The sequence below is a fragment of the Actinobacillus indolicus genome, from assembly GCF_004519515.1.
Classification (GTDB): domain Bacteria; phylum Pseudomonadota; class Gammaproteobacteria; order Enterobacterales; family Pasteurellaceae; genus Glaesserella; species Glaesserella indolica_A.
Genome location: NZ_CP038145.1, coordinates 1,628,958 through 1,651,641 on the forward strand (window position 1 = coordinate 1,628,958; position 22,684 = coordinate 1,651,641).

At 39.0% G+C, this 22,684-nt stretch carries 19 protein-coding genes, 1 pseudogene and 1 riboswitch; of the genes and pseudogenes, 14 read left to right on the forward strand and 6 right to left on the reverse strand.

Annotated features, from left to right (window positions below; genetic code table 11):
* Positions 1-94: 94 nt before the first annotated feature.
* The 5 genes and pseudogenes from EXH44_RS08150 to rplI all read left to right on the forward strand — a co-directional run bounded on the left by EXH44_RS08150 (position 95) and on the right by rplI (position 2,953).
* Positions 95-1,363, forward strand: a complete 1,269-nt coding sequence (locus tag EXH44_RS08150; RefSeq protein ID WP_162857019.1) for an NRAMP family divalent metal transporter — start codon at positions 95-97, stop codon at positions 1,361-1,363.
* Positions 1,364-1,555: 192 nt separating this feature from the next.
* Positions 1,556-1,933 (forward strand): 30S ribosomal protein S6, encoded by a 378-nt coding sequence (gene rpsF / locus EXH44_RS08155; RefSeq protein ID WP_035492165.1) that lies wholly within the window; start codon positions 1,556-1,558, stop codon positions 1,931-1,933.
* Positions 1,920-2,283: pseudogene (priB, locus tag EXH44_RS08160) on the forward strand (primosomal replication protein N). The gene rpsF and the pseudogene priB overlap by 14 nt, the downstream one beginning before the upstream one ends.
* Positions 2,258-2,485: a 30S ribosomal protein S18 gene (gene rpsR / locus EXH44_RS08165; RefSeq protein ID WP_005598105.1), complete on the forward strand. Its 228-nt coding sequence runs from the start codon at positions 2,258-2,260 to the stop codon at positions 2,483-2,485. Before priB ends, rpsR begins: the two are co-directional and overlap by 26 nt.
* An 18-nt stretch (positions 2,486-2,503) precedes the next feature.
* Positions 2,504-2,953: a 50S ribosomal protein L9 gene (gene rplI, locus EXH44_RS08170; protein WP_162857021.1), complete on the forward strand. Its 450-nt coding sequence runs from the start codon at positions 2,504-2,506 to the stop codon at positions 2,951-2,953.
* Positions 2,954-3,373: 420 nt separating this feature from the next.
* Here the strand turns inward: rplI and EXH44_RS08175 are convergent, their stop codons facing one another.
* Entirely contained in the window at positions 3,374-4,711 is a 1,338-nt protein-coding gene (locus EXH44_RS08175) for an anaerobic C4-dicarboxylate transporter (protein WP_162857022.1), read from the reverse strand.
* Between the two features lie 323 nt (positions 4,712-5,034).
* Between EXH44_RS08175 and EXH44_RS08180 the strand changes: the two genes are divergently transcribed.
* Complete coding sequence (locus tag EXH44_RS08180) at positions 5,035-6,456, forward strand: sucrose-specific PTS transporter subunit IIBC (protein WP_162857023.1); 1,422 nt, start codon at positions 5,035-5,037, stop codon at positions 6,454-6,456.
* Positions 6,457-6,526: 70 nt separating this feature from the next.
* Here EXH44_RS08180 and ung read toward each other — a convergent pair whose 3' ends face one another.
* Positions 6,527-7,198, reverse strand: a complete 672-nt coding sequence (ung, locus tag EXH44_RS08185) for a uracil-DNA glycosylase (protein WP_162857024.1) — start codon at positions 7,196-7,198, stop codon at positions 6,527-6,529.
* A gap of 195 nt (positions 7,199-7,393) precedes the next feature.
* On the opposite strand from ung, the gene grcA reads away from it, so the two are divergent.
* Complete coding sequence (grcA, locus tag EXH44_RS08190; protein ID WP_162857025.1) at positions 7,394-7,777, forward strand: autonomous glycyl radical cofactor GrcA; 384 nt, start codon at positions 7,394-7,396, stop codon at positions 7,775-7,777.
* 102 nt (positions 7,778-7,879) lie between these two features.
* Here grcA and rpsO read toward each other — a convergent pair whose 3' ends face one another.
* Positions 7,880-8,149 carry a 30S ribosomal protein S15 gene (gene rpsO / locus EXH44_RS08195; protein ID WP_162857026.1) on the reverse strand — a complete coding sequence of 90 codons (270 nt, stop codon included), beginning with the start codon at positions 8,147-8,149 and terminating at the stop codon, positions 7,880-7,882.
* Positions 8,150-8,270: 121 nt separating this feature from the next.
* A complete protein-coding gene (locus tag EXH44_RS08200) occupies positions 8,271-9,587 on the reverse strand; it encodes a cation:proton antiporter (protein WP_162857027.1) in 1,317 nt (438 codons plus the stop codon).
* A gap of 207 nt (positions 9,588-9,794) precedes the next feature.
* On the opposite strand from EXH44_RS08200, the gene EXH44_RS08205 reads away from it, so the two are divergent.
* The 5 genes from EXH44_RS08205 (at position 9,795) to ribH (ending at position 15,866) form a co-directional block, all read left to right on the forward strand.
* Positions 9,795-11,669 carry a SurA N-terminal domain-containing protein gene (locus tag EXH44_RS08205; protein WP_162857028.1) on the forward strand — a complete coding sequence of 625 codons (1,875 nt, stop codon included), beginning with the start codon at positions 9,795-9,797 and terminating at the stop codon, positions 11,667-11,669.
* Positions 11,670-11,737: 68 nt separating this feature from the next.
* Positions 11,738-11,863, forward strand: a riboswitch (FMN riboswitch).
* A gap of 143 nt (positions 11,864-12,006) precedes the next feature.
* The gene (gene ribD, locus EXH44_RS08210; protein WP_162857029.1) at positions 12,007-13,110 is read left to right on the forward strand and encodes a bifunctional diaminohydroxyphosphoribosylaminopyrimidine deaminase/5-amino-6-(5-phosphoribosylamino)uracil reductase RibD; all 1,104 of its coding nucleotides are present in this window, start codon (positions 12,007-12,009) and stop codon (positions 13,108-13,110) included.
* A gap of 31 nt (positions 13,111-13,141) precedes the next feature.
* Positions 13,142-13,786, forward strand: a complete 645-nt coding sequence (ribE, locus tag EXH44_RS08215; RefSeq protein WP_162857030.1) for a riboflavin synthase — start codon at positions 13,142-13,144, stop codon at positions 13,784-13,786.
* A 251-nt stretch (positions 13,787-14,037) separates the two neighbouring features.
* Positions 14,038-15,237, forward strand: coding sequence for a bifunctional 3,4-dihydroxy-2-butanone-4-phosphate synthase/GTP cyclohydrolase II (locus EXH44_RS08220; protein WP_162857031.1), 1,200 nt, complete (start codon positions 14,038-14,040; stop codon positions 15,235-15,237).
* 167 nt (positions 15,238-15,404) lie between these two features.
* Positions 15,405-15,866 carry a 6,7-dimethyl-8-ribityllumazine synthase gene (gene ribH / locus EXH44_RS08225; protein WP_162857032.1) on the forward strand — a complete coding sequence of 154 codons (462 nt, stop codon included), beginning with the start codon at positions 15,405-15,407 and terminating at the stop codon, positions 15,864-15,866.
* An 80-nt stretch (positions 15,867-15,946) separates the two neighbouring features.
* Here ribH and glgP read toward each other — a convergent pair whose 3' ends face one another.
* Together glgP and leuA are read right to left on the reverse strand one after the other, a co-directional pair.
* Positions 15,947-18,346, reverse strand: coding sequence for a glycogen/starch/alpha-glucan family phosphorylase (glgP, locus tag EXH44_RS08230; protein ID WP_162857033.1), 2,400 nt, complete (start codon positions 18,344-18,346; stop codon positions 15,947-15,949).
* A gap of 161 nt (positions 18,347-18,507) precedes the next feature.
* Positions 18,508-20,055 carry a 2-isopropylmalate synthase gene (leuA, locus tag EXH44_RS08235; RefSeq protein WP_162857034.1) on the reverse strand — a complete coding sequence of 516 codons (1,548 nt, stop codon included), beginning with the start codon at positions 20,053-20,055 and terminating at the stop codon, positions 18,508-18,510.
* Positions 20,056-20,586: 531 nt separating this feature from the next.
* Between leuA and EXH44_RS08240 the strand changes: the two genes are divergently transcribed.
* Entirely contained in the window at positions 20,587-21,408 is an 822-nt protein-coding gene (locus EXH44_RS08240; protein WP_162857035.1) for a Cof-type HAD-IIB family hydrolase, read from the forward strand.
* A gap of 82 nt (positions 21,409-21,490) precedes the next feature.
* Positions 21,491-22,657 carry an efflux RND transporter periplasmic adaptor subunit gene (locus EXH44_RS08245; protein WP_162857036.1) on the forward strand — a complete coding sequence of 389 codons (1,167 nt, stop codon included), beginning with the start codon at positions 21,491-21,493 and terminating at the stop codon, positions 22,655-22,657.
* The last annotated feature ends 27 nt before the right edge of the window (positions 22,658-22,684 follow it).

Sequence of the window (22,684 nt, forward strand, 5' to 3'; positions counted from 1 at the left end):
TTTTATTTCTTTGGGTGGATTGTTTTTATTGAAATCTTATGATTAAAATCACTCCCCTTTAAAAATTTATATTTTTTGATATTGAGAGTTTTTTATGAATACACAAAATTACCATACTGAACCTGCTTCAACATGGAAATCCAAATTTGCAGCAATGGGACCTGGAATTTTAATGGCATCTGCAGCTGTTGGTGGATCTCATATTGTTGCATCAACTCAAGCGGGTGCAATTTATGGCTGGCAGTTGGCTATTATTATTGTTTTAGCAAATCTATTTAAGTATCCATTTTTCCGTTTTGGGGTGCAATATACGCTAGCATCAGGAAAGACCCTACTTGAAGGTTATAAAGAAAAAGGTGGTATTTACCTTTGGGTGTTCTTTATTTTGAATGTTTTTGCTGCAATGATTAATACAGCTGGTGTTGGCATTGTGACTGCGGCAATTTTAAGTTTTATTTTACCATCAAGCTTAGGATTAGGCATTCCACAACTTAGCACTATTGTGATTGCGGTCACATGGGGTATGTTGTTATTAGGAAAATACCGTTTCTTAGATACTCTTTCTAAATGGATTATGATTGCGTTGACGGTATCGACTGTGACTGCGGTGATCATTGCTGCTTTTAAAGGTAGCACAGTAGTACCTGACTTTGTTGAACCGTCTCCATGGAATTTAGCTTCACTCGCATTTATTGTTGCTTTGATGGGATGGATGCCAGCACCAATTGAGATTTCTGCAATTAACTCTATGTGGGTTATTGCGAAAAAACGTTTCACGCAAATCAGCTATAAAGACGGCTTATTTGATTTCAATGTTGGCTTTATCGGTACTGCAATCTTAGCCCTTGTATTCCTTGCACTTGGTGCGATTGTTCAATATGGTTCGGGTGAAACGGTTGAGCAAGCTGGTGTTAAATATATTGCTCAGTTAATTAAAATGTATGCTTATGCCATTGGTGATTGGTCTCGTTTATTAATTGCATTTATTGCTTTTATGTGTATGTTTGGAACAACGATTACTGTAATTGATGGTTATTCTCGTGCGAATGCGGAAGCATTACGTTTACTTTTAAATAAAAAAGAGAGTTCACAATTACAGTTAAATATTTGGTTAACTGTGACATCTGCGATTGGTATTTTAATTATTACCTTGTTTATGAGTGATGTTGCAAAAATGCTAACCTTTGCGATGATTTGTTCATTTGTATCAACACCGATATTTGCATGGTTAAACCTTTCTTTAGTATTAAAAGGTGAACATCGAGTAAAAGGCGGATTATTTTGGTTATCCATTATTGGATTAATTTACCTTTCTGGCTTCACTCTATTGTTCATTGCACACCAAACAGGCTTATTAAGCTAATTTAAACCTTGATACAAGCGGTCACTTTCTTGCAAAAAATTATAGAAATCTGACCGCTTGTCTACTCTCTTTACTTGCAAAGTCTAATTTTGTGCGTATAATACGCGCCTTCAGTCACACCTGTTTTTTAATCCTTGCTTCCAACGCTGGTGACTGGCAACCTTGGAGGCTGTTAACCCGTAAGGATCGACAATGCGTCACTACGAAATCGTTTTTATGGTTCACCCGGACCAAAGCGAACAAGTACCTGGTATGATCGAGCGTTATACCGCTTCTGTTAAAGAAGCAGGCGGTCAAGTTCATCGCTTAGAAGATTGGGGTCGTCGTCAATTAGCATACCCAATCAACAAACTTCACAAAGCACACTATGTGTTAATGAATGTAGAAGCTCCACAAAACGTAATCGATGAGTTAGAAACTAACTTCCGTTACAACGATGCCGTTCTTCGTAGCTTAGTGTTACACACTAAAGCAGCGGTAACAGAAGCATCACCAATGCTTAAAGCAAAAGATGAGCGTAAAGCTCCAGAAGCTTTAGTAGAAGTTGAAGCTGAGGATGCAGACGAGTAATTCGTCTATTGATAACTGTTTAATCTTAAGTGGCACTATAGCAACAACGATTAAACAAAGCCTAAGCCCGATAGGTATTCCAACTTACTCTTTTTACCTAGAACATCGTTCAAGCCAAAAAGAAGTGAATTTAGAACGCCAAGCGTGGTGCAAAATCCAAGTGGTTTTGGCTGGCAATCAATTTAGTTTAATAACCCAACAAATGAAGGTCGGTGGGAAAGTTCGAGTAAAAGGGTTTATCCATACTCACAAAGACTACAATGATTTAAATCAGTTAGTCTTGCACACCGAACAGATTGAATTTATAGATTAGGAGAAGCCAAAATGGCACGTTATTTCCGTCGTCGTAAGTTCTGCCGCTTCACAGCGGAAAATGTTGTTGAAATCGATTACAAAGATATCGCTACATTAAAGAACTATATTTCAGAAAGCGGCAAAATTGTTCCAAGCCGTATCACAGGTACTCGTGCGAAGTATCAACGTCAATTAGCTCGTGCAATCAAACGCGCTCGCTACCTTGCGTTACTTCCATACACTGACAACCATCAGTAATAAGAGAGGAAGAGTACAATGCAAGTTATTTTATTAGACAAAGTTGCTCAACTTGGTACTGTTGGTGACCAAGTAACTGTTAAAGCAGGTTTTGCACGTAACTACTTAATCCCACAAGGTAAAGCGGTTATGGCAACTGCAGCAAACATTGCTCACTTTGAAGCACGTCGTGCAGAATTAGAAGCGAAAGCAGCAGAAGCATTATCTGCAGCACAAGCTCGTGCAGCAGCAATCGCTAACTTAGCAGCAATCGTAATCACTTCTAAAGCAGGTGATGACGGTCGTTTATTCGGTTCTGTTGGTGCACGTGATATTGCTGAAGCAGTATCTGCAGCAGGCGTTGCAGTAACTAAATCAGAAGTTCGTTTACCAGAAGGTGCATTACGTACTACTGGCGAACACGAAGTGAAATTACACTTACACGCTGAAGTAAATGCAGTAGTAACTATCAACGTAGTTTCTGAGTAATTTACGATTAAGTTAATAAACTCCTAACTATTTTTAGTTAGGAGTTTTTTTATGTCCGAATTATTTAGATTCTTCTATTTTTCATAGATAAATAACCTATATGACAAAAATTATTTATGAATGATAGCTTTTATTTAAAAATAGTTATTTAAATATGATGATTTCTAAACCATCCGGAGTGCTCTTGAGGTATATTTAAAGATTTTTGGGCTATAAGTAAGGGATTTTGAAAGCTGTTATTTATAAGCTTGTTTTTCTATTATGTGATTATTTAAGACTATTTTTGATTTATCTTATACAAGATCAATATGTTTGATACAACCTCGCTAATAGTCACTTATAAAGATAAAAAATTGACATGTAGTAGAATGAAAACAGGCTGAATTTTCAGCCTGTTTTCTTATGATTTAGTAAATATGATTAAATAATAATATTTGCAATTGCAACACCGACACAGCAAGCGACGAGTACGCCAATTAATCCCGGTACCATAAAGCTATGGTTGAAGTAATATTTACCAATCTTCGTTGTCCCAGTAACATCAAAGTTTACAGTAGCAATATCTGATGGATAGTTAGGAATAAAGAAGTAAGCATAAGTTGCAGGCATTAAACCAACAAGTAATGGTGCAGGTAAGCCTAAGCCAATACCTACAGGAAGCATCATTACTGCTGTTGCTGCCTGACTATTAATCACTACCGATACAGCAAAGAGTGCAAGTGCAAAAGTCCATGGATAGGTCTCTACCATTTCGGTGATACCAGCTTTGAACTGTGGCATTGCATATTGGAAGTAAGTATCACTCATCCATGCAATACCAAAAATTGCGATTGCTGCGACCATTCCAGATTTAAATACGACGCCATTAGGCACTGTTTGTGGGTTTGTCTTAGTTGCAAGTAAGATAATACCACCAAAACAGAGCATCATCATTTGAATGATTAATGACATTGAAATTGGTTTAACTTTTTCACCTGTTCCAACAGTACGAATTTCAGGGAACATAGCAATGACAACAATCACAATTAATGAAAGTAAGAATAGTAAAACAGCTTTTTTAGCACCAGCTGGAAGAGCTTCATTCAATGTAGTGCTTGTTGTACTTAAAATACGTTCACGCCAAATTGGATCTTGTAGGCGACGTTGATATTCAGGATCATCTTCTAATTCTTTACCACGGCGTAAGCTATATAAAGAAAGCGCGATAGTACCCGCAAATGTGGCTGGAACCGTGACACCAATAATACTTAATAGGGTAACGTGTTCAAATCCCGGTAATTGTGTAATTTGAGCGAGATAGAATACAACGGCTGCAGAAAGTGGACTTGAGGTAATGGCAAGCTGAGATGCAACAGAGGATGCTGCCATTGGACGTTCAGGACGAATACCATTTTTTAAGGCAACATCCGCAATAATTGGCATTACAGAATACACTGAGTGGCCTGTACCTAGCATGAATGTCATGACGTAGGTAACTAATGGTCCAAGTAAAGTGACACGTTTAGGGTTTTTACGTAAGATCTTTTCTGCCACTTGTAACATGAATTTTAAACCGCCTGCGGCTTCTAGAATAGAGGCACAGGTGACAACGGCAAGGATGATCAACATCACATCTATAGGTGCTTTTCCTACAGGCATACGAAGAATAAAGACTTCAACAGCTAAACCAATACCGGAAACAACCCCTAAACCTATACCACCGTAACGGCTTCCAGCATAAAGAAATGCTAATAAGAGTAAAAACTCAAAGTACAACATATAAACCTCATAAAAATTAAAAAAACGAGATGAATTCTATCTATTTCGAATTTATTTAAAAAGGGATAGATTTTACTTAAATCAAATTTTAGTGAAGTTTTTCGTTAGAATTATATTTTGCTGTATCGGTATACAAGCGGGTAGATTGTGCCAATTTTTTGCAAATAGATTTTAGCCATAGATTTAGCTAAACTTTGCTAAAAATGTGATCTAGATTACAAAACTAAAACGTTTTAGCAAATTTTGCTTTTTTAGCTAAACCGTTTTAGTTAGAATGCGAGCGTTTAAATTTTGATATTCTCACATAAATATAGGTGGTAACTATGAACTTTCCTCAAATCGCTCAACAAGTGATTGATAAACTCGGGGGCAAAGATAATATCTCTGCAGCAGCACACTGTGCAACCCGTTTGCGTATGGTGGTTAAAGATGAATCTTTAATCGATAAAGAAGGCATTGAGAACATTGAAGGTGTTAAGGGCCAGTTCTCAGTGGCAGGTCAATACCAAATTATTTTTGGTTCGGGTACAGTAAATAAAGTCCACGCGGAATTAACCAAAGTATTAGGTATCGGTGATATGAGCACTGCTGAAGTAGCAAGTGCTGGGGCGGATAAACAAGGGCTTTTACAAAGTTTAGTCAAAGGCTTAGCAGACATTTTCGTACCAATCATTCCAGCTATCGTAGCAGGCGGTTTGTTAATGGGTATTCACTCCATGCTTACTGCAAAAGGCTTCTTTGCAGAAGGTGTGAATGTTGTTGATATGTACCCAGGTATTGCAGATTTAGTGGACTTAATGAACACCTTTGCAAATGCACCATTTGTATTCTTGCCTGTTCTGTTAGGTTTCTCTGCAACCCGTAAATTTGGCGGTAACCCATATTTAGGTGCAGCACTTGGTATGTTATTAGTTCACCCAGCATTAGCGGATGGTTGGAACTACGCCCTAACCCTTGCTAAAGGCAATATCCAATACTGGAATGTCTTTGGTTTAGAAATTGAGAAAGTTGGTTATCAAGGTACTGTTATCCCTACTTTAGTTTCTGCGTGGGTATTAGCAACGTTAGAGAAAGGTTTCCGCAAAGTTGTTCCTTCATTCTTAGATAACTTAATCACGCCGTTATTCTCATTATTCATTGCAGGTTTCTTAGCATTCACGATCATTGGTCCATTAGGTCGTGAAGCAGGTTCATTAATCAGCTTCGGTTTAACTTGGTTATATGACACTTTAGGTTTTGTCGGTGGTGCAATTTTCGGTACATTCTATGCGCCAATCGTTATCACAGGTATGCACCAAACCTTTATCGCTGTAGAAACCCAATTATTAGCCGAAGTGGCAAACACAGGCGGTACATTCATTTTTCCAATCGCAGCTATGTCTAACATTGCTCAAGGTGCAGCATGTTTAGGTGCAGCATTTGTGATGAAAGATGCAAAAGTACGTGGTATTGCTGTTCCATCAGGTATTTCAGCATTATTAGGTATTACTGAACCAGCTATGTTTGGTGTGAACTTACGCTATCGTTATCCGTTTATTGCTGCAATGATTGCATCAGGTACAGCAAGTGCATTTATCGCATTCTTTAATGTAAAAGCGATCGCATTAGGTGCGGCAGGTTTACCTGGTATTCCATCAATCAAACCTGAAAGTTTAGCGATGTACTGTGTAGGTATGGCAATTTCAGCATTTATCGCATTTAGTGTAACCGTTGTACTTGGTAAACGAGCACAAGCAAAAGCGTAATGAATTTATAGAAAAAAAACCGCCATTTTATGAATGGCGGTTTTTTTGTTTTTGCAAAAAATGAGACTGATCACACCGCTTGTAATGGCAGTTGCCAATGAATTTCTTTGATCCCTTTTTCTCTTAAATAAGCATTAGTTTGAGAGAAATGACGACATCCCAAAAAACCACGATGGGCAGAAAGTGGGGATGGGTGTGGTGCAGTTAAGACGCAATGACGTTGCCTATCAATAAATTGTCCTTTCTTTTGAGCATGACTGCCCCAAAGTAAAAAGACGAGATTTTCTCTATGTTGGTTCAGTTGATGAATCACTTTATCCGTAAAGGTTTCCCAACCAATATTCGCATGAGAATGGGCTTTTCCCTGTTCAACGGTTAAAACCGTATTAAGTAACAATACCCCTTGTCTTGCCCACTCGACCAAATAGCCGTGTGAAGGAATCTGAAACCCGACATCTTGTGCTAATTCTTTGTACATATTCAGTAATGACGGTGGTGGCGCAATACCAGGTTTGACCGAAAAAGATAAACCGTGAGCTTGATTTGGTCCATGGTAAGGATCTTGCCCTAAAATCACGACTCTAACATCTTTAAATTCAGTTAATACAAAGGCATTAAACACTTCATTTTGAGGTGGATAAATTATTTTTCCAGCTAAACGTTCTTGATGCACATATTGCAAAATATGTTGAAAGTAGGGCTGAGTTTTTTCTTCCCCGATAGCTTCTGTCCAAGTGTTCATAGTTTATCCTGTTATTAAATTGTTACAAATAAAAATAGTACGTTAAATCTGATTGTTTTTTAATCTAAGATCAAATTTTTTTACAAAAATGATTAAATTTTTCTCGCATTTTAAAAGATAAGCGTTAAAATACTCAAAATTTTTTGAAAAATTAAAATTTTCTTATAATTCTTCCCAACATACTAGGAGTCAAAAATGATCAAAGGTGTACAAATCACTGAATCTGCAAACAAAAACTTATTAAACTCTTTCTGGTTATTAGATGAAGAGAAAAACGAAGCACGTTGCTTAGTGGCTAAAGGTGATTTCCAAGAAGACCAAGTCGTTGCAATCAGCGAATTAGGTCAAGTTTCATACCGTGAAGTGCCAGTTAATGTTGCACCAACTATCAAAGTAGAAGGTGGTCAACACTTAAACGTAAACGTATTACGCCGTGAAACATTAGAAGATGCAGTAAAAAATCCTGAGAAATATCCGCAATTAACTATCCGTGTTTCAGGTTATGCAGTTCGTTTCAACTCATTAACACCAGAACAACAACGTGATGTAATTACTCGTACTTTCACAGAAAGCCTATAATTAGTGCCTTTCTTCATAAGCCCTGTTGTATGACAGGGCTTTTTTTATAGCAAAAACATATAAAAAAACCGAGCATAAGCTCGGTTCTTTCATATTCGGAAATTAGCGACGTAAACCTAAACGTGCGATAGTTTCTGAGTATTTAGCAAGATCAGTACGTTTTAAGTAGTCTAATAATTTACGACGACGTGAAACCATACGTAATAAGCCACGACGACCGTGGTGATCTTTTTTGTGCTCAGCAAAGTGTGCTTGTAAGTGGTTGATTTGTGCTGTTAAAAGAGCGACCTGAACTTCTGAAGAACCAGTATCTTTTGCATCACGACCAAATTCAGCAACGATTTTTGCTTTTGCTTCTACGCTTAGAGACATTTTTTACTCCTAAAAAGTAGTTAAGTTTATATTCATCAATAGCCGATCTCTAATTCAGCTACGACATGAAGTTGCGTATATTAAAGGCAAAGCATGCTGAGATCAATGCCTTTATCAAAATTTAGTGATTTGAATGGGTATTCGTAGGTTGTAAATATTCTTCCCGATTCGGATCAACCGTTTTTGATTTACGAATCATAGGCTCTACAGTTGAGCCTTGTACTAGAATAGAGAACATAACCACAGAATAAGTCATTACCAGTATCAAATCTTTAATATCAATTCCATTTGCATAGGCGGTTTTGGCTGGAATAGAGAGAGCCATAGCTAATGCTAACCCACCACGTAATCCTCCCCAAGTCATGATTTTGAGCGTATAAGGATTATAGGTTCTAAATTGTTGTAATGCTTTAAACGGAAACCATAAGCTAAGATAACGTGAGGCTAAGCAGATTGGAATAGCTGCAATCATCATCACAATACCATAGATATTAAAATCAACTAATAAGATTGCAAAGCCAATTAAGAAGAAGAGTAGTGAATTTAAGAAGTGGTCAATCATTTCCCAGAAATGATCTAGATAGCGTTGGCTTTGTTCTGAAAAACCTGAACGGCGAGTCCAGTTACCAATCATAATGCCAGAGACTACCATTGCCAATGCCCCGGATACATGCAGGATATTATTGGCAAACATAAAGCCAGCAGTTGGAATTGTTAAGGTTAAAAGAATTTCTAAGCTACCGTCATCCGTCGATGAAATTAAGATATGCGCAATAAAGCCAAGTACAAAGCCAAATAAAATACCACCAATTGCTTCATGTAAGAAGAGGCTCATAATGCCACTAAAAGTTGCTTCTTGACCACCAAATGCAACGGCAAATACAGTAATAAAGATAACTAAACCGACACCATCATTAAACAGCGATTCACCTTCTACTTGCATAGATAAACGTTTTGGAGCACGTAGATTTTTGATGATCGCAAGTACTGCGATAGGGTCAGTTGGAGAAATTAATGCGCCAAATACGATACAGTAAATCAAGTCAATTTGTAGCCCAATTAGGTTAGCTACCCCATAGACAAAGAAACCGATAATCAAGGTTGAAGCTAAGGTTGAGAATAACGCAAAGATGGTAATTTCCCATTTCTGATCTTTTAATACAGGCAATTTGATACCTAAAGATCCAGCAAACAATAAGAAACCGAGAATCCCATTAAGTAAGAAGCTTTTGAAATCAATTTGCTCCATAACTTCAGTTGCAACGGCATCAAGATTAAACCATCCAAAAGTGCCGAGTAAAAGTAATAATAACGATCCCACCATTGCAGCTGCGGTAATGGCGATAGTAGATTGAACTTTATCACTGATTTTATGAGTCACAAACCCTAATAGAATGGATAAGGCAGATAAAAAGCAGATATAAGTGTAAATACCCATATGGTATCCTTATAAAAACAAACGAAAAGTGAAGATAATTCTTCGTAGAAGAAAGGTGGAGAATTAAACCAAATTTTGATCATAATTGCAAAGTTTAAAGTAAAGTAAGCGGTTGCTTTTTCATGCATTTTTGCTCACTAAAAATTTGAGAATTCTTATTGTTACAGTATAATCAGCACAATTTTTTGTAATTTTAGGAACAATACAATGATTGAAAAAATGCATGAGAAAGCAAACGGGCCTGTCTTTAAAATTATTTTTGCTCTCGTTTCTATCTCTTTTGTTTTAGGTGGCATTGGTGGCGGATTAATGGCTACTGATAATTCAGCAGTTAAGGTAAATGGAGAAGAAATATCTCAGCAAGCGTTTAATGTCGCAAAAGGTCAACAACAAAATGTATTAAATGCTCAAATGGGGGCTAAGTTTTGGGACTTAATGGATACTCCTGCTTATGCAAGACAATTTAATGAGAGTATCTTAAATGGTTTAATTGATGATGAATTACTTCGCCAATACGCGAAAGAACTTAAAATTGATATTAGTGCAGATCAAATTAAATCTGAAATTGTTAATTCTGAAGCTTTTCAACAAGATGGCAAGTTTAGCAATAGTCTTTACCAGCAAACACTCCGAAATAACGGTTTAAGTGCAGATGGTTATGCGGCTATTGTGTATGAGGGCATGTTATTTTCTCAAATTCAGCAAGCAATTGTAGATAGCTATTTCACAGTACCAGTACAACAAGAATTATTAGCAAAATTGTTGTTACAAAAACGCCAAATTCGTTTGGCTACGTATTCGGTAGCAAATGAAGCGAAAAGTCAAACTGCTTCTGCAGAAGAACTTCAAACTTACTATAATGAACATAAAGCAAGTTTTGTTAATCCAGAGAAACTTACCGTCGAATACGTTACTTTTGAGCCTAAAGATCTTGAAAGTAAAGTTCAAGTAACAGATGAGCAAGTAGATACTTACTACCAAGCTAATAAGGCAAAATATACCACGAAAGGCGAAGCAAAAATTGCACATATTCAAGTGGCTAACGAAGCGGAAGCAAATGACATTGTACAAGCTCTCGCAAAAGGAGAGGATTTTGCTCAATTAGCAAAAGCAAAATCACAAGATAAATTATCTGCGGCTCAAGGCGGTGATTTAGGTTGGGCAAAAGCAGGCGTATTCCCGAAAGCTTTTGAAGATGCAGCGAATGCGTTAGACGTTGGTAAAACAAGCCAACCAATTAAAGTAGATAATGCCTATCATATTGTTAAGGTTTTAGAGCGTAATGCTGAAACAGTCGTACCACTTGAAAAAGTAAAGGCACAGATTGTTGAAACGATTCGCAATGAATTATTAGTCACAGACTATTCGAATACTCTTCGTGAAATGGCAAACGCAGCGTTTGAAAATAATGGATCTTTGGAGGCTGTAGCAAAAGCTGCTGGTGTTTCAGTAAACAAAACAGAGCCATTTACACATGATAGTATCCCAACGGCCTTAAATAATGAAAAAGTGCTTCGGGTTCTATTTGAGGGAGATCTTCGTCAGAATGGCCAAAACTCAGAAGGCATTGACATAGGCGATGCTACACACCCGAAAACAATCTTTGTTCGAGTGAGTAATTATCAGGCTGAAAGCGTCAAAACATTTGATGAAGCTAAAAATAATGTAGAGCAAGCGGTCAAATTACAAAAAGCCGTTAAAGCTTTAGAAGCGAAAGCAGCAACGCAAGTTGATACCTTAAATAAAGGGGAAAAAGGTGATGTTGCATTTGGCAGTTCCGAAGATTTAGTTTTCGCTCAAGCGCAAATGACAGAACCCGCTTTGGCTCAGGTTGTTTTCTCCATGGTAAAACCAACAGATAAACCTGTATATCAGACTTCTCATAATGCGAATGGAGATATTGTTATTATTGCATTAGATAAAGTGACAGACGGCACAGCGGAAGAATTTAAACCATTACAAGCGCAATTTGAGCAAGCAGATCGAGTGGTTTTACGCAATGATTTACTGAAAGATTTGCGTACGCGTGCAAAAGTTGAAGTAAATCAAGATTTTATTGACCAACTTGAAAGCAATAAATAAGCCAGTCAATTTTGTTAAAAACTTGTTATTGACATTATTTATAAATTTCCGCAAAATTCACTCAAATTTTTAATCTTCAGGGCAGGGTGAAATTCCCGATCGGCGGTAAAGTCCGCGAGCCGAGGTGAAAACCGAAGCAGGAACTGGTGAAATTCCAGTACCGACAGTAATAGTCTGGATGGAAGAAGAGCAGAATATCTACACTCGAACACTGTTTCGAGTGCTTTTCTTATGCTTTTAACGCCTTGAGATCGTGAGATTTCAAGGCGTTTTCAATTCTATTTCCCCTTCTCAAAGTGGGAAATTTCTATCCTGCCCCTAATTTATAAAAAAACAAATGACGCACTCTATTTTTATGGCTCGTGCCATTGAACTGGCTGAACTTGGTCGTGGCTGGACAAATCCTAATCCGTTGGTTGGTTGTGTGATTGTCAAGGACGGCAACATTGTTGCGGAAGGCTATCACCAACGCTACGGCGAATGGCACGCCGAACGTAATGCGATTTTACATTGTCAGGAAGATTTAAGCGGCGCAACGGCTTACGTTACCCTTGAGCCTTGCTGTCACCACGGGCGCACACCGCCTTGTTCTGATTTGCTGATTGAACGCGGGATTAAAACTATCGTTATCGGCTCAAGCGACCCCAATCCTCTTGTGGCAGGTAAAGGCGTGGCACAACTCCGTCAAGCAGGGATTGAGGTGATTGAGAATGTGATGAAAGCCGAATGTGATGCGTTAAATCCAATTTTCTTTCACTATATTCAAACTAAACGCCCTTATGTGTTGATGAAATATGCGATGACCGCAGACGGTAAAATTGCCACCGCAACAGGCGAGTCCAAATGGATCACAGGGGAGCAAGCCAGAGCCAATGTGCAATGCACCCGACATCAATACAGTGCGATTATGGTTGGGGTGGATACCGTGTTGGCGGATAATCCGATGCTCAATAGTCGAATGCCGAATGCCAAACAGCCAGTGCGGATTGTGTGCGATAGCCAGTTGCGTACGCCATTAGATTGTCAATTAGTCCAAACTGCCAAAATCTATCGCACGATAATTGCAACAGTTTCAGATGATTTGCAAAAAATCGCTCAATTCCAACCGCTTGGAGTGGAAGTGCTGGTTTGTAAAGCAAAAGACAAGCGGATCGATTTAGCCGATCTTTTACAAAAACTCGGTGAACAAGGAATTGACAGCCTATTGTTAGAAGGCGGCTCAAGTTTAAATTTCAGTGCGTTAAACGCTGGCATTGTAAACCGTGTGCATTGCTATATCGCCCCGAAATTAGTCGGTGGCGTTACCGCCAAAACGCCTATCGGTGGTGAAGGGATTGGCGTGTTGGCAAATGCGGTGCAATTGAAAAATGCAAAGATCAGCCAAATCGGCGAAGATCTTCTGATTGATTATGAAGTAGGGACGCCACGCTTGGCGTCCTAATCACCAGTATTTAAAGTAGGAACACATTGATATGTTCACAGGCATTATTGAAGAAGTCGGCAAAGTCGCCAAAATCCACAAACAAGGGGAATTTGCCGTTTTAACCATCACGGGAAGCAAAATTTTTACGGATATGCACTTAGGCGACAGCATTGCAGTCAATGGTGTCTGTTTAACCGTAACCGAATTTGGCTCAAACCATTTTTCTGCAGATGTAATGTCGGAAACACTCGCCCGTACATCATTAGGCGAATTACAACCGAACAGCCCCGTTAATCTTGAACGTGCAATGGCGGCAAACGGACGTTTCGGCGGACATATTGTGTCGGGGCATATTGATGGCACAGGGGAAATTGTCAGCATTACCCCAGCGAATAATTCGGTCTGGTATCAGATTAAAACCACGGCAAAGCTGATGCGTTACATCATTGAAAAAGGCTCAATTACGATTGACGGAATAAGCCTGACGGTGGTCGATTGTGATGAAAACAGCTTCCGAGTGTCGATTATTCCGCATACCTTAAGCGAAACGAATTTAGGCACGAAAAAAGTCGGCAGTCTCGTGAATTTAGAGAACGATGTAATTGGAAAATATGTGGAAAAATTGCTGTCGCCGAAACAGAGCGAGCCACAGAGCAATATCACCGAAGAGTTTTTAAAGCGAGTGGGGTTTTAGGTTTTAACTCTCTCCCGTTTACGGGAGAGAGACAGCTCAAAATAGCGTAAGGCTATTTTGAGCAGAGAGAGGGCAATGAGCGGTAAGATGTAAGAAAACTTTTACAAAGCCCTATCCCTCCGAAAATCCTACGGATTTTCTCCACCCAATACTCGCTATGCTCGCTCCTTCGGAGCCGTCGGCAAAGCCGACGTTCAAATGCAAGGCATTTGTCCCGCAAGCGGGCGAGGGAATAATAAAAAGGAAAGCAAATGTTTCAATTTTCAAGCGTAGAACAAGCCTTAGACGCATTACGTCAAGGCAAAATTATTATCGTCAGCGATGACGAAGACAGAGAAAACGAAGGGGATTTTATCTGTGCGGCGGAATTTGCCACCCCTGAAAATATCAACTTTATGGCAACTTATGGTAAAGGCTTGATTTGTATGCCGATTTCAACGGCGATAGCCAAAAAACTCGACCTACCACAGATGGTTTCTTACAACACCGATAACCACGAAACTGCCTTTACCGTTGCTATCGATCACATTGATACCGGCACTGGCATTTCGGCTTTTGAGCGTTCGCTTACGGCGCTTAAAGTTGTAGACGACAACGCCAAGCCAAGTGATTTCCGTCGCCCAGGGCATATGTTCCCACTGCTTGCAAAAGACGGTGGCGTGTTGGTGCGTAACGGACACACAGAAGCAACGGTGGATCTAGCTCGTTTAGCCGGACTTAAACACGCAGGGCTGTGTTGTGAAATTATGGCGGACGACGGCACAATGATGAAAATGCCTGAATTACAAGCCTTTGCCACGCAACACAATATGCCGTTTATCACAATCGCCCAGCTTCAAGAATATCGCCGAGCAAAAGATTGTTTAATTGAGCAGATTTCTGTGGTCAAAATGCCGACCAAATATGGCGACTTTACCGCACATAGTTTCATTGAAAAAATCACAGGCAAAGAACACGTTGCCTTAGTGAAAGGGGATATTGGCAACGGCGAAGAGGTGCTGTGTCGTATTCATTCTGAATGTTTAACTGGAGATGCCTTTGGTTCACAACGCTGCGACTGCGGTCAGCAATTTGCCGCCGCAATGAGCCAAATTGAACAAGAAGGTCGAGGCGTGTTGCTCTATTTACGCCAAGAAGGACGAGGCATTGGCTTAATCAATAAACTGCGTGCTTATGAATTACAAGATAAAGGAATGGATACCGTCGAGGCAAATTTAGCCCTTGGCTTCGGTGAAGATGAACGTGAATACCATATCGGTGCACAGATGTTTCGCAGTTTAGGGGTGAAAACTATCCGCTTGCTAACCAATAACCCGGCGAAAATCGAAGGCTTACAGCAAGTCGGCTTAAACATCGTAGCACGAGAGCCGATTATGGTTGAGCCGAATAAACACGATTTGGAATACCTTAAAGTTAAACAAGTCAAAATGAGGCATTTGTTTAACTTTTAGACTTGTTAAATCACATTCAATGTAGGGACACACTGCGTGTGTCCGTAAAATGAATGAATAAAGGATACAGTGTGTGTCTATAAAACTAATGAATAACGGACACACGCAGTGTGTCCCTACGGAAGTTTATTTATATCAATTTACATTCAATATAAGGAAAAGCAAAAATGGCAATTATCACAGGTAATTTAGTGGCAACAGGGTTAAAATTCGGTATTGTGTGTGCGAGATTTAACGATTTTATCAACGACAAACTGTTAAGCGGTGCGATCGATACACTTGTTCGCCACGGTGCAAGCGAAAGTGATATTGATACCGCTTGGGTGCCAGGAGCATTTGAAATTCCGTTGTTGGCGAAAAAAATGGCGGAAAGCGGTAAGTATGACGCAGTAATCTGCTTAGGTACGGTAATCCGTGGCTCAACTACGCATTATGATTACGTTTGTAACGAAGCTGCAAAAGGTATTGGTGCAGTGAGCTTACAAACTGGTATTCCGGTTATTTTTGGCGTATTAACCACTGAAAATATCGAACAAGCAATTGAACGTGCAGGCACAAAAGCTGGCAATAAAGGCTCTGAATGTGCGTTAGGTGCGATTGAAATGGTGAATGTGTTAAAAGCACTATAATTTGCAAAATATGAGGTGGAAGTCACCGCTTGTATAGAGAAAAGGGCTGAAATATCAGCCCTTTTATACATCAAATTAACCTATTTTTTCCAAATTCGAGTTTGATAATCACGAATTGAGCGGTCAGAACTGAATGTACCTAAACGAGCCGTATTAAGAATCGCAGATTCAACCCAAGCGGTTTGATCTTGGTAACGTTTTGCGACTTCTTTTTGGGCTTCACGGTAGCTTGCAAAATCCGCTAACACACAGAAATAATCTTTGTTTAATAGATCGTAAACTAACGGTTCAAAGGTATCTTTATTGCCGCCTGAGAATGTGCCGTCCGCTAATGCGTCAATCGCCTGTTTTAATACAGGATCTTGCTCATAGTAAGTTTTAGACACATAGCCTTTTGCACGCAATTCACGCACAGATTCAACGGTATGTCCAAAAATAACAACATTTTCTTCCCCAGCAAATTCTGCAATTTCTACGTTTGCACCATCTAATGTACCAAGCGTAATTGCACCATTGAGAGCCAATTTCATATTGCCTGTACCTGACGCTTCTTTACCCGCAAGAGAAATCTGCTCAGAAACATCTGCTGCAGGAATGATTTTCTCAGCAAGGCTTACGCGGTAGTCTGGTAAGAATGCCACTTGCAATTTACCTTGCATATCAGGGTCGTTGTTAATCACTTTTGCCACAGCATTGATGGCCTGAATAATTTGTTTCGCCATAAAGTAACCTGGTGCAGCTTTACCTGCGAAGATAAACAGGCGTGGCACAACCTCTTGTTGTGGGTTAGCTTTAATCTCTTGATAAGTGGCAATGATATTTAACAGGTTCAAATGTTGGCGTTTGTATTCGTGGAAACGTTTAATTTGAACATCGAAAATCGCATTGCAATTCACTTTTAAACCCAGTGATTGCTCAATTTCTTTCGCTAATAGCTGTTTGTTTTGCTGTTTGATGTGATTGTAGTCCGCTTGGAACTGTGGATCTTTGGCAAATTTTTCAATTTGAGCCAATAATTCAAGATCTTTTGTCCAGTCACCTTTGATATATTTATCTAACAATGCACTCAATAATGGGTTTGCTTGACGGATCCAACGACGTGGGGTAATACCGTTAGTCACATTGTGGAAACGCCCTTTAAATAAGCGGTTATAAGCTGGGAATAAATCGCTTACCACTAAATCTGAGTGAATTTGTGCCACACCATTGACGGCAAAAGAGCCAACAACACAAAGGTTTGCCATACGCACACGGTGGTTCATTAAGACTGCCGTTTCTTCCCATGCTTGAGCAAATTCTTCTTCATTGAACTCCGCTTTCACTTGTTGATAAAGCTCGTTGTTAATGCGATCAATGATGATTAAATGGCGTGGCAACAATTTCGCCACGAGATTTTGATCCCATTGCTCTAAGGCTTCAGGCAATAAAGTATGGTTGGTATAAGCAAATGTTTTTGAACAGATTGCCCAAGCACGATCCCAACATAAACCATATTCATCAATTAATAAACGCATTAACTCAGGGATTGCAATCGCAGGGTGTGTATCGTTTAACTGGATCACTTCAAATTCAGGCAACTGCTCTAGGGTTCTGCCTTGTGCAAGGTGATTTTTCAGAATATCAGCAACAGAACAAGCACAGTGGAAATATTGTTGCATTAAACGAAGTTCTTTACCTTCTTGGTGGTTGTCGTTTGGATAAAGCACTTTAGTCAATTTTGACGCATCAACCACTTTACTTTCAGATTCAAGATAGTCACCGTCGTTAAATTGAGCAAGATCGAAGGATGTTTCGCTATAACCTTGCCATAAACGCAACGGCTGTTGAACCCCTTTATAGCCTACTACAGGTAAATCAAAGGCTTCACCATAAATTGTCCAAGCTGGTTTCCACTCATATTTATCCCCCTCACGGTGCCATACTTCGCCACCAAAGCCAACTGTTTGACGGAAATCAGGGCGATGATATTGTTGAGCATAGAAATCACGGCTCCACGCATCACCTTCTTCACGCTGTTCACCTGCCCAGCCAAAGCTCTGTTTGAATAAGCCGTATTGATAGTGTAATCCGTATCCCACCGCTGGCTGAGCAAGGCTTGCCATTGAATCTAAATAGCAGGCAGCTAAACGACCTAAACCGCCGTTACCTAACGATGGATCACGCTCTTCTTCAAGAATATCCACTAAATTTTTACCATATTGAGCTAGGGTTAAATGCACATATTGATAAACCCCAAGGCTCATTAAGTTGTTACCCAGTAAACGCCCGATTAGGAACTCCATGGAGAGATAGTTTACTTTGCGAGTGTTTACAAGCGGTGCGTTTTTAGGAAAATTTTGCAAAATCGCTTGTTGGCTAACTTCAGCAATGAATTGATACCATTGCTGTGTAGAAAGCTGTTCGGGTTTTAAAAAACGCTCTTCACAGTAGCTTTTTAACGACTGCTCAAACAGCGTTTCGAATTGTTGAGTAGATGACATAGATCCTCCAAATAAAATTTTTCAAATAGTATAGGTATTATTAATAAAATTGCGAGAGCTAAATCATTCTTTTAAAAATGAATTAGGGATGAGAGAGAAGTAGGAAAGGATGAAAAGCCAAATAGCACAACATACGTGCTATTTGGATTATGGTGATAAGATTATTTTTTTGCTTTTAAATCTGCCACTTTCTGTGAACGATAAATCGCATTGATTGCGTGGATTAATGCACGAGCGGAAGATTCCACAATATCCGTCGCTAAACCTACACCATGGAAACGGCGACCTTGATGTTCAACCACAATGTCAACTTGTCCTAGCGCTTCAGCACCTTCGCCTTTAGCGGTTAAGTTATAGTTGAGCATTTTAATCTCCATGCCAGTAATCGCTAAAATAGCATTGTAAACCGCATCTACAGGGCCGTTACCGCCTTGTGAAACTTGGCTTAAGCGTTTTCCATCCAATTCTACTTGTACGAAAGCAGATGCAGGTAATCCGCTGATTAATTGTGATGTAATTACATCTAACACTAAGCGATCTTCATCCCCTTGTTGCATATCAATAAATGCAAGGGCTTCCAAATCGTAATCAAAGACTTGACCTTTTTTATCGGCAAGTTTTAAGAAGGCTTCATAAAGTTTGTCTAAATCGTAATCGCTCTCTTGATAGCCCATTTCTTCCATGTGATTTTTCACGGCTGCACGACCAGAACGAGCGGTCAGATTGAGCTTCTCTTTTTTCAAACCGATAGTTTCTGGCGACATAATTTCATAGGTATTTTTATTTTTAACCATACCATCTTGGTGAATACCCGATGAGTGAGCAAAGGCATTTGATCCTACGATCGCTTTATTTGGTTGAATTGGCATATTACAAAGTTGGCTCACCATTTGGCTGACACGGTGAATTTCTTGGGTATTAATACGTGTATCTAAGCCACCAAATTGTTCTTGGCGAGTTTTAATCGCCATCACAACTTCTTCAAGTGCCGTGTTACCTGCACGTTCACCGATACCATTGATGGTACACTCAATCTGTCTTGCACCGTTTTGAATTGCGGTTAATGAGTTTGCGGTTGCCATGCCTAAATCGTTATGACAATGAACAGAAATCACCGCTTTATCCACATTCGGTACTCGGTTCATCACATTCGCAATAATATTGCCGTATTCCATTGGTAAGCAGAAACCTACGGTATCCGGAATATTGACGGTGGTTGCTCCTGCTTTAATCGCTGCCTCAACAATGCGGCAGATATTATCTACCCCTGTACGTCCAGCATCTTCACAAGAAAATTCTACATCATCAGTATAGCTACGAGCGCGTTTCACCGCGTGAACCGCCATATCTAATACATCATCAAAGGTTTTACGAAGTTTAGATTCAACATGTAAGGCAGATGTCGCAATAAAGGTGTGAATACGGAAAGCCTCTGCAACTTTTAAGGCTTCTGCTGCGACATCAATATCTTTATCCACCGCACGAGATAAAGCACAGACTCGGCTATTTTTAATATGGCGAGCAATGGTTTGAACCGATTCAAAATCCCCCGCAGATGAAACAGGGAAACCAACTTCCATGACATCCACCCCTAAACGCTCAAGAGCAAGTGCGATTTGTAATTTTTCTTTTACCGTTAAACTTGCTTTTAATGATTGTTCGCCATCACGTAAAGTGGTATCAAAAATAATAATATTGTTGTTAGCCATATAGAGATCCTCTTACATTGTCATGTTGATATATTAACATTCACACAAATAAAAAAAAGCCCGCATTTTGATGTGCGGGCTAAGTGTGGATAGTGAACTATTTTCTCTAACCGAGTCTTATCCTCGCACAGAATGCGTGAGAAGAAGCAGGTTCAGAGAAGAGAGTTTTACCATTGTTGTGTGTTTATGTTTGCATTGTTATTTGGAACGGAATCTATATTAACTTCAAATGGAGTGATGTCAATAGCATTTTATACTTTGCGCAAACGTTTACTTGTGTAAAATTATCTCCATAAAAAGCATATTCATCTATTAAAATAGAGATATGTAGTGATTATATGAGTTAAGTTGGATTATAACGAAATAAAAATAAGATTATTTAGTAAAACATAATCTTTAATATGGTTTATTTGACTTGTCATTTTTTAATCAACTATTAATTCAGCACAAAGAAAATAGGATTTTTTTTGATATCGCAAGGCAAATTTGTTAGCCTTACTCATCTCTTTCTTATTCGCCAGAGGATGTTTTATGGCAACACAACCTTATCGTGCAATTATTTCAGATCTTGATGGAACATTACTCAATGCTAATCACCGTATTGGTGATTTTACTATTGATACCTTACGTAAACTCTCTCAAAAAGGCGTTGATATTTTTTTAGCAACGGGAAGAAATTATCCCGATGTAAAACATATTATTAGTAAAGTTGGGGTAAAAGATGCGACGTTAGTTACCTCTAACGGCGCAAGAGGAAATAATCTTGCTGGACAACTTTTATATCAAAATCATCTTCCAGAAGAGATCGCATTTTCTATTATGAATGAAACGCCTTTTGATACTAAACGTGTTTTTGTTAATAGTTATCAGGGCGATGAGTGGTTTATCAACATTGAGATTGAGCAGTTACGTAAATATCACCAAGATTCAGGTTTTATGTACCAAGTCGTAGATTTTGCTAAGCACCATGGAAAAAATACAGAAAAAGTTTTTTTCATCGGTAAAACACCTGAAGATTTACTGCCTGTCGAACAGTATGTGCGTCAGCACTATGGCAATCAACTTCAAATTACCTATTCAACGCCACAATGTTTAGAAATGATGAATAAAGGCGTGTGTAAAGCCAACACACTTGCTGAGTTAGTCAAGTTAAGAGGCTATTCTCTATCAGACTGTATTGCATTTGGTGATGGTATGAATGATGTGGAAATGTTATCTCAGGCTGGTAAAGGATGCTTAATGGATAATGCCGATCCCCGTTTAAAATTGGCATTGCCAAATAATGAGCAAATTGGTAATCATAAAGACGAAGCTGTAGCAAGTTATCTTCGTGAAATGTTTGGAATAACATAACCTATACAAGCGGTAAGATCCTGGAACAATTTTGCAAAAAAATAGTCATAACTTACCGCTTAGTTATATTTATCGGGAAGTCATGAAAATATTAAAATCACTCTTAGTTATTGCTATTCTTGCTGGTGCAGGTGTAGGTGCGTATTCCTATTTTAATACAGGAGAAAGCCAACAAGTTCATTATATTACTGAAGCCAGTAAAATCGGAAATTTGGATAAAAATGTGTTGGCAACAGGCTCTGTTCGAGCTAATCAGCGGACAGAGGTTGGCGCACAAGTATCAGGTAAAATCCAAAAAATTTACGTTATTCTAGGACAATCAGTCAAAAAAGGGGAGCTGATTGCGGAAATTGATTCGGAAACACAACAGAATAATCTAAATACTGCACAAGCGGAATTATCCGCTTATAAAACCCAGCTTAATGCCAAACAAGTTGCACTAACTGTAGCTGAGTCGAATTATCAACGTTTATCTAAACTCTATAATCAAAAGAGTGCATCTTTAAGCGATCTAGAAACAGCCAAAAACGATCTGGCGACAGCAAAAGCAAATTTAGAAGATGTGAAATCTCAAATTCAAGTGGCAGAAATCTCTGTAAGCACGGCAAAAACCAATCTTGGTTATACCAAAATCACGTCACCAATTGATGGCGTTATTGTCTCTATTCCTGTATCTGAAGGTCAAACAGTAAATGCAAATCAGAGTTCTCCTACTATTGTTCAAGTCGCAGATCTCTCAAAAGTATTAATTAAGTTGGAAATTGCTGAAGGTGATATTGCTCAAGTAAAAACAGAGCAGTCAGTGAGTTTTTCAACATTAGCTGAGCCAAACCGCAAATATCAGGGCAAAATCAAGTCTATTGATCCTGCATTAACAACCCTTACTGATAATAGTTATACGGAAGAATCTGGAAATAGCGACGCTGTTTATTACTATGCAAATGTGGTTGTAGATAATGCCGATATGAGTTTACGCATTGGTATGACAACACAAGGTAAAGTCATTATTGCAGAAAAAAATGGTGTACTTTTAGTGCCGACCACGGCTATTAAAAAACGAGGTAAAGACAGTATCATTCAAGTATTGGAAAATGGTAAAGCTATAGATAAAACCGTTCAGACAGGGCTTGCAGACAGTCAATATACGGAAATAACCTCTGGATTAAAAGAAGGAGAGCAAGTTATTACTGCGCAACGCTCTGCGAATGAGCAAGTTGGCAATAATAATATGCGGATGCCACGCTTTTAGATAAAGGCATCGTAGATAAAATGGCTA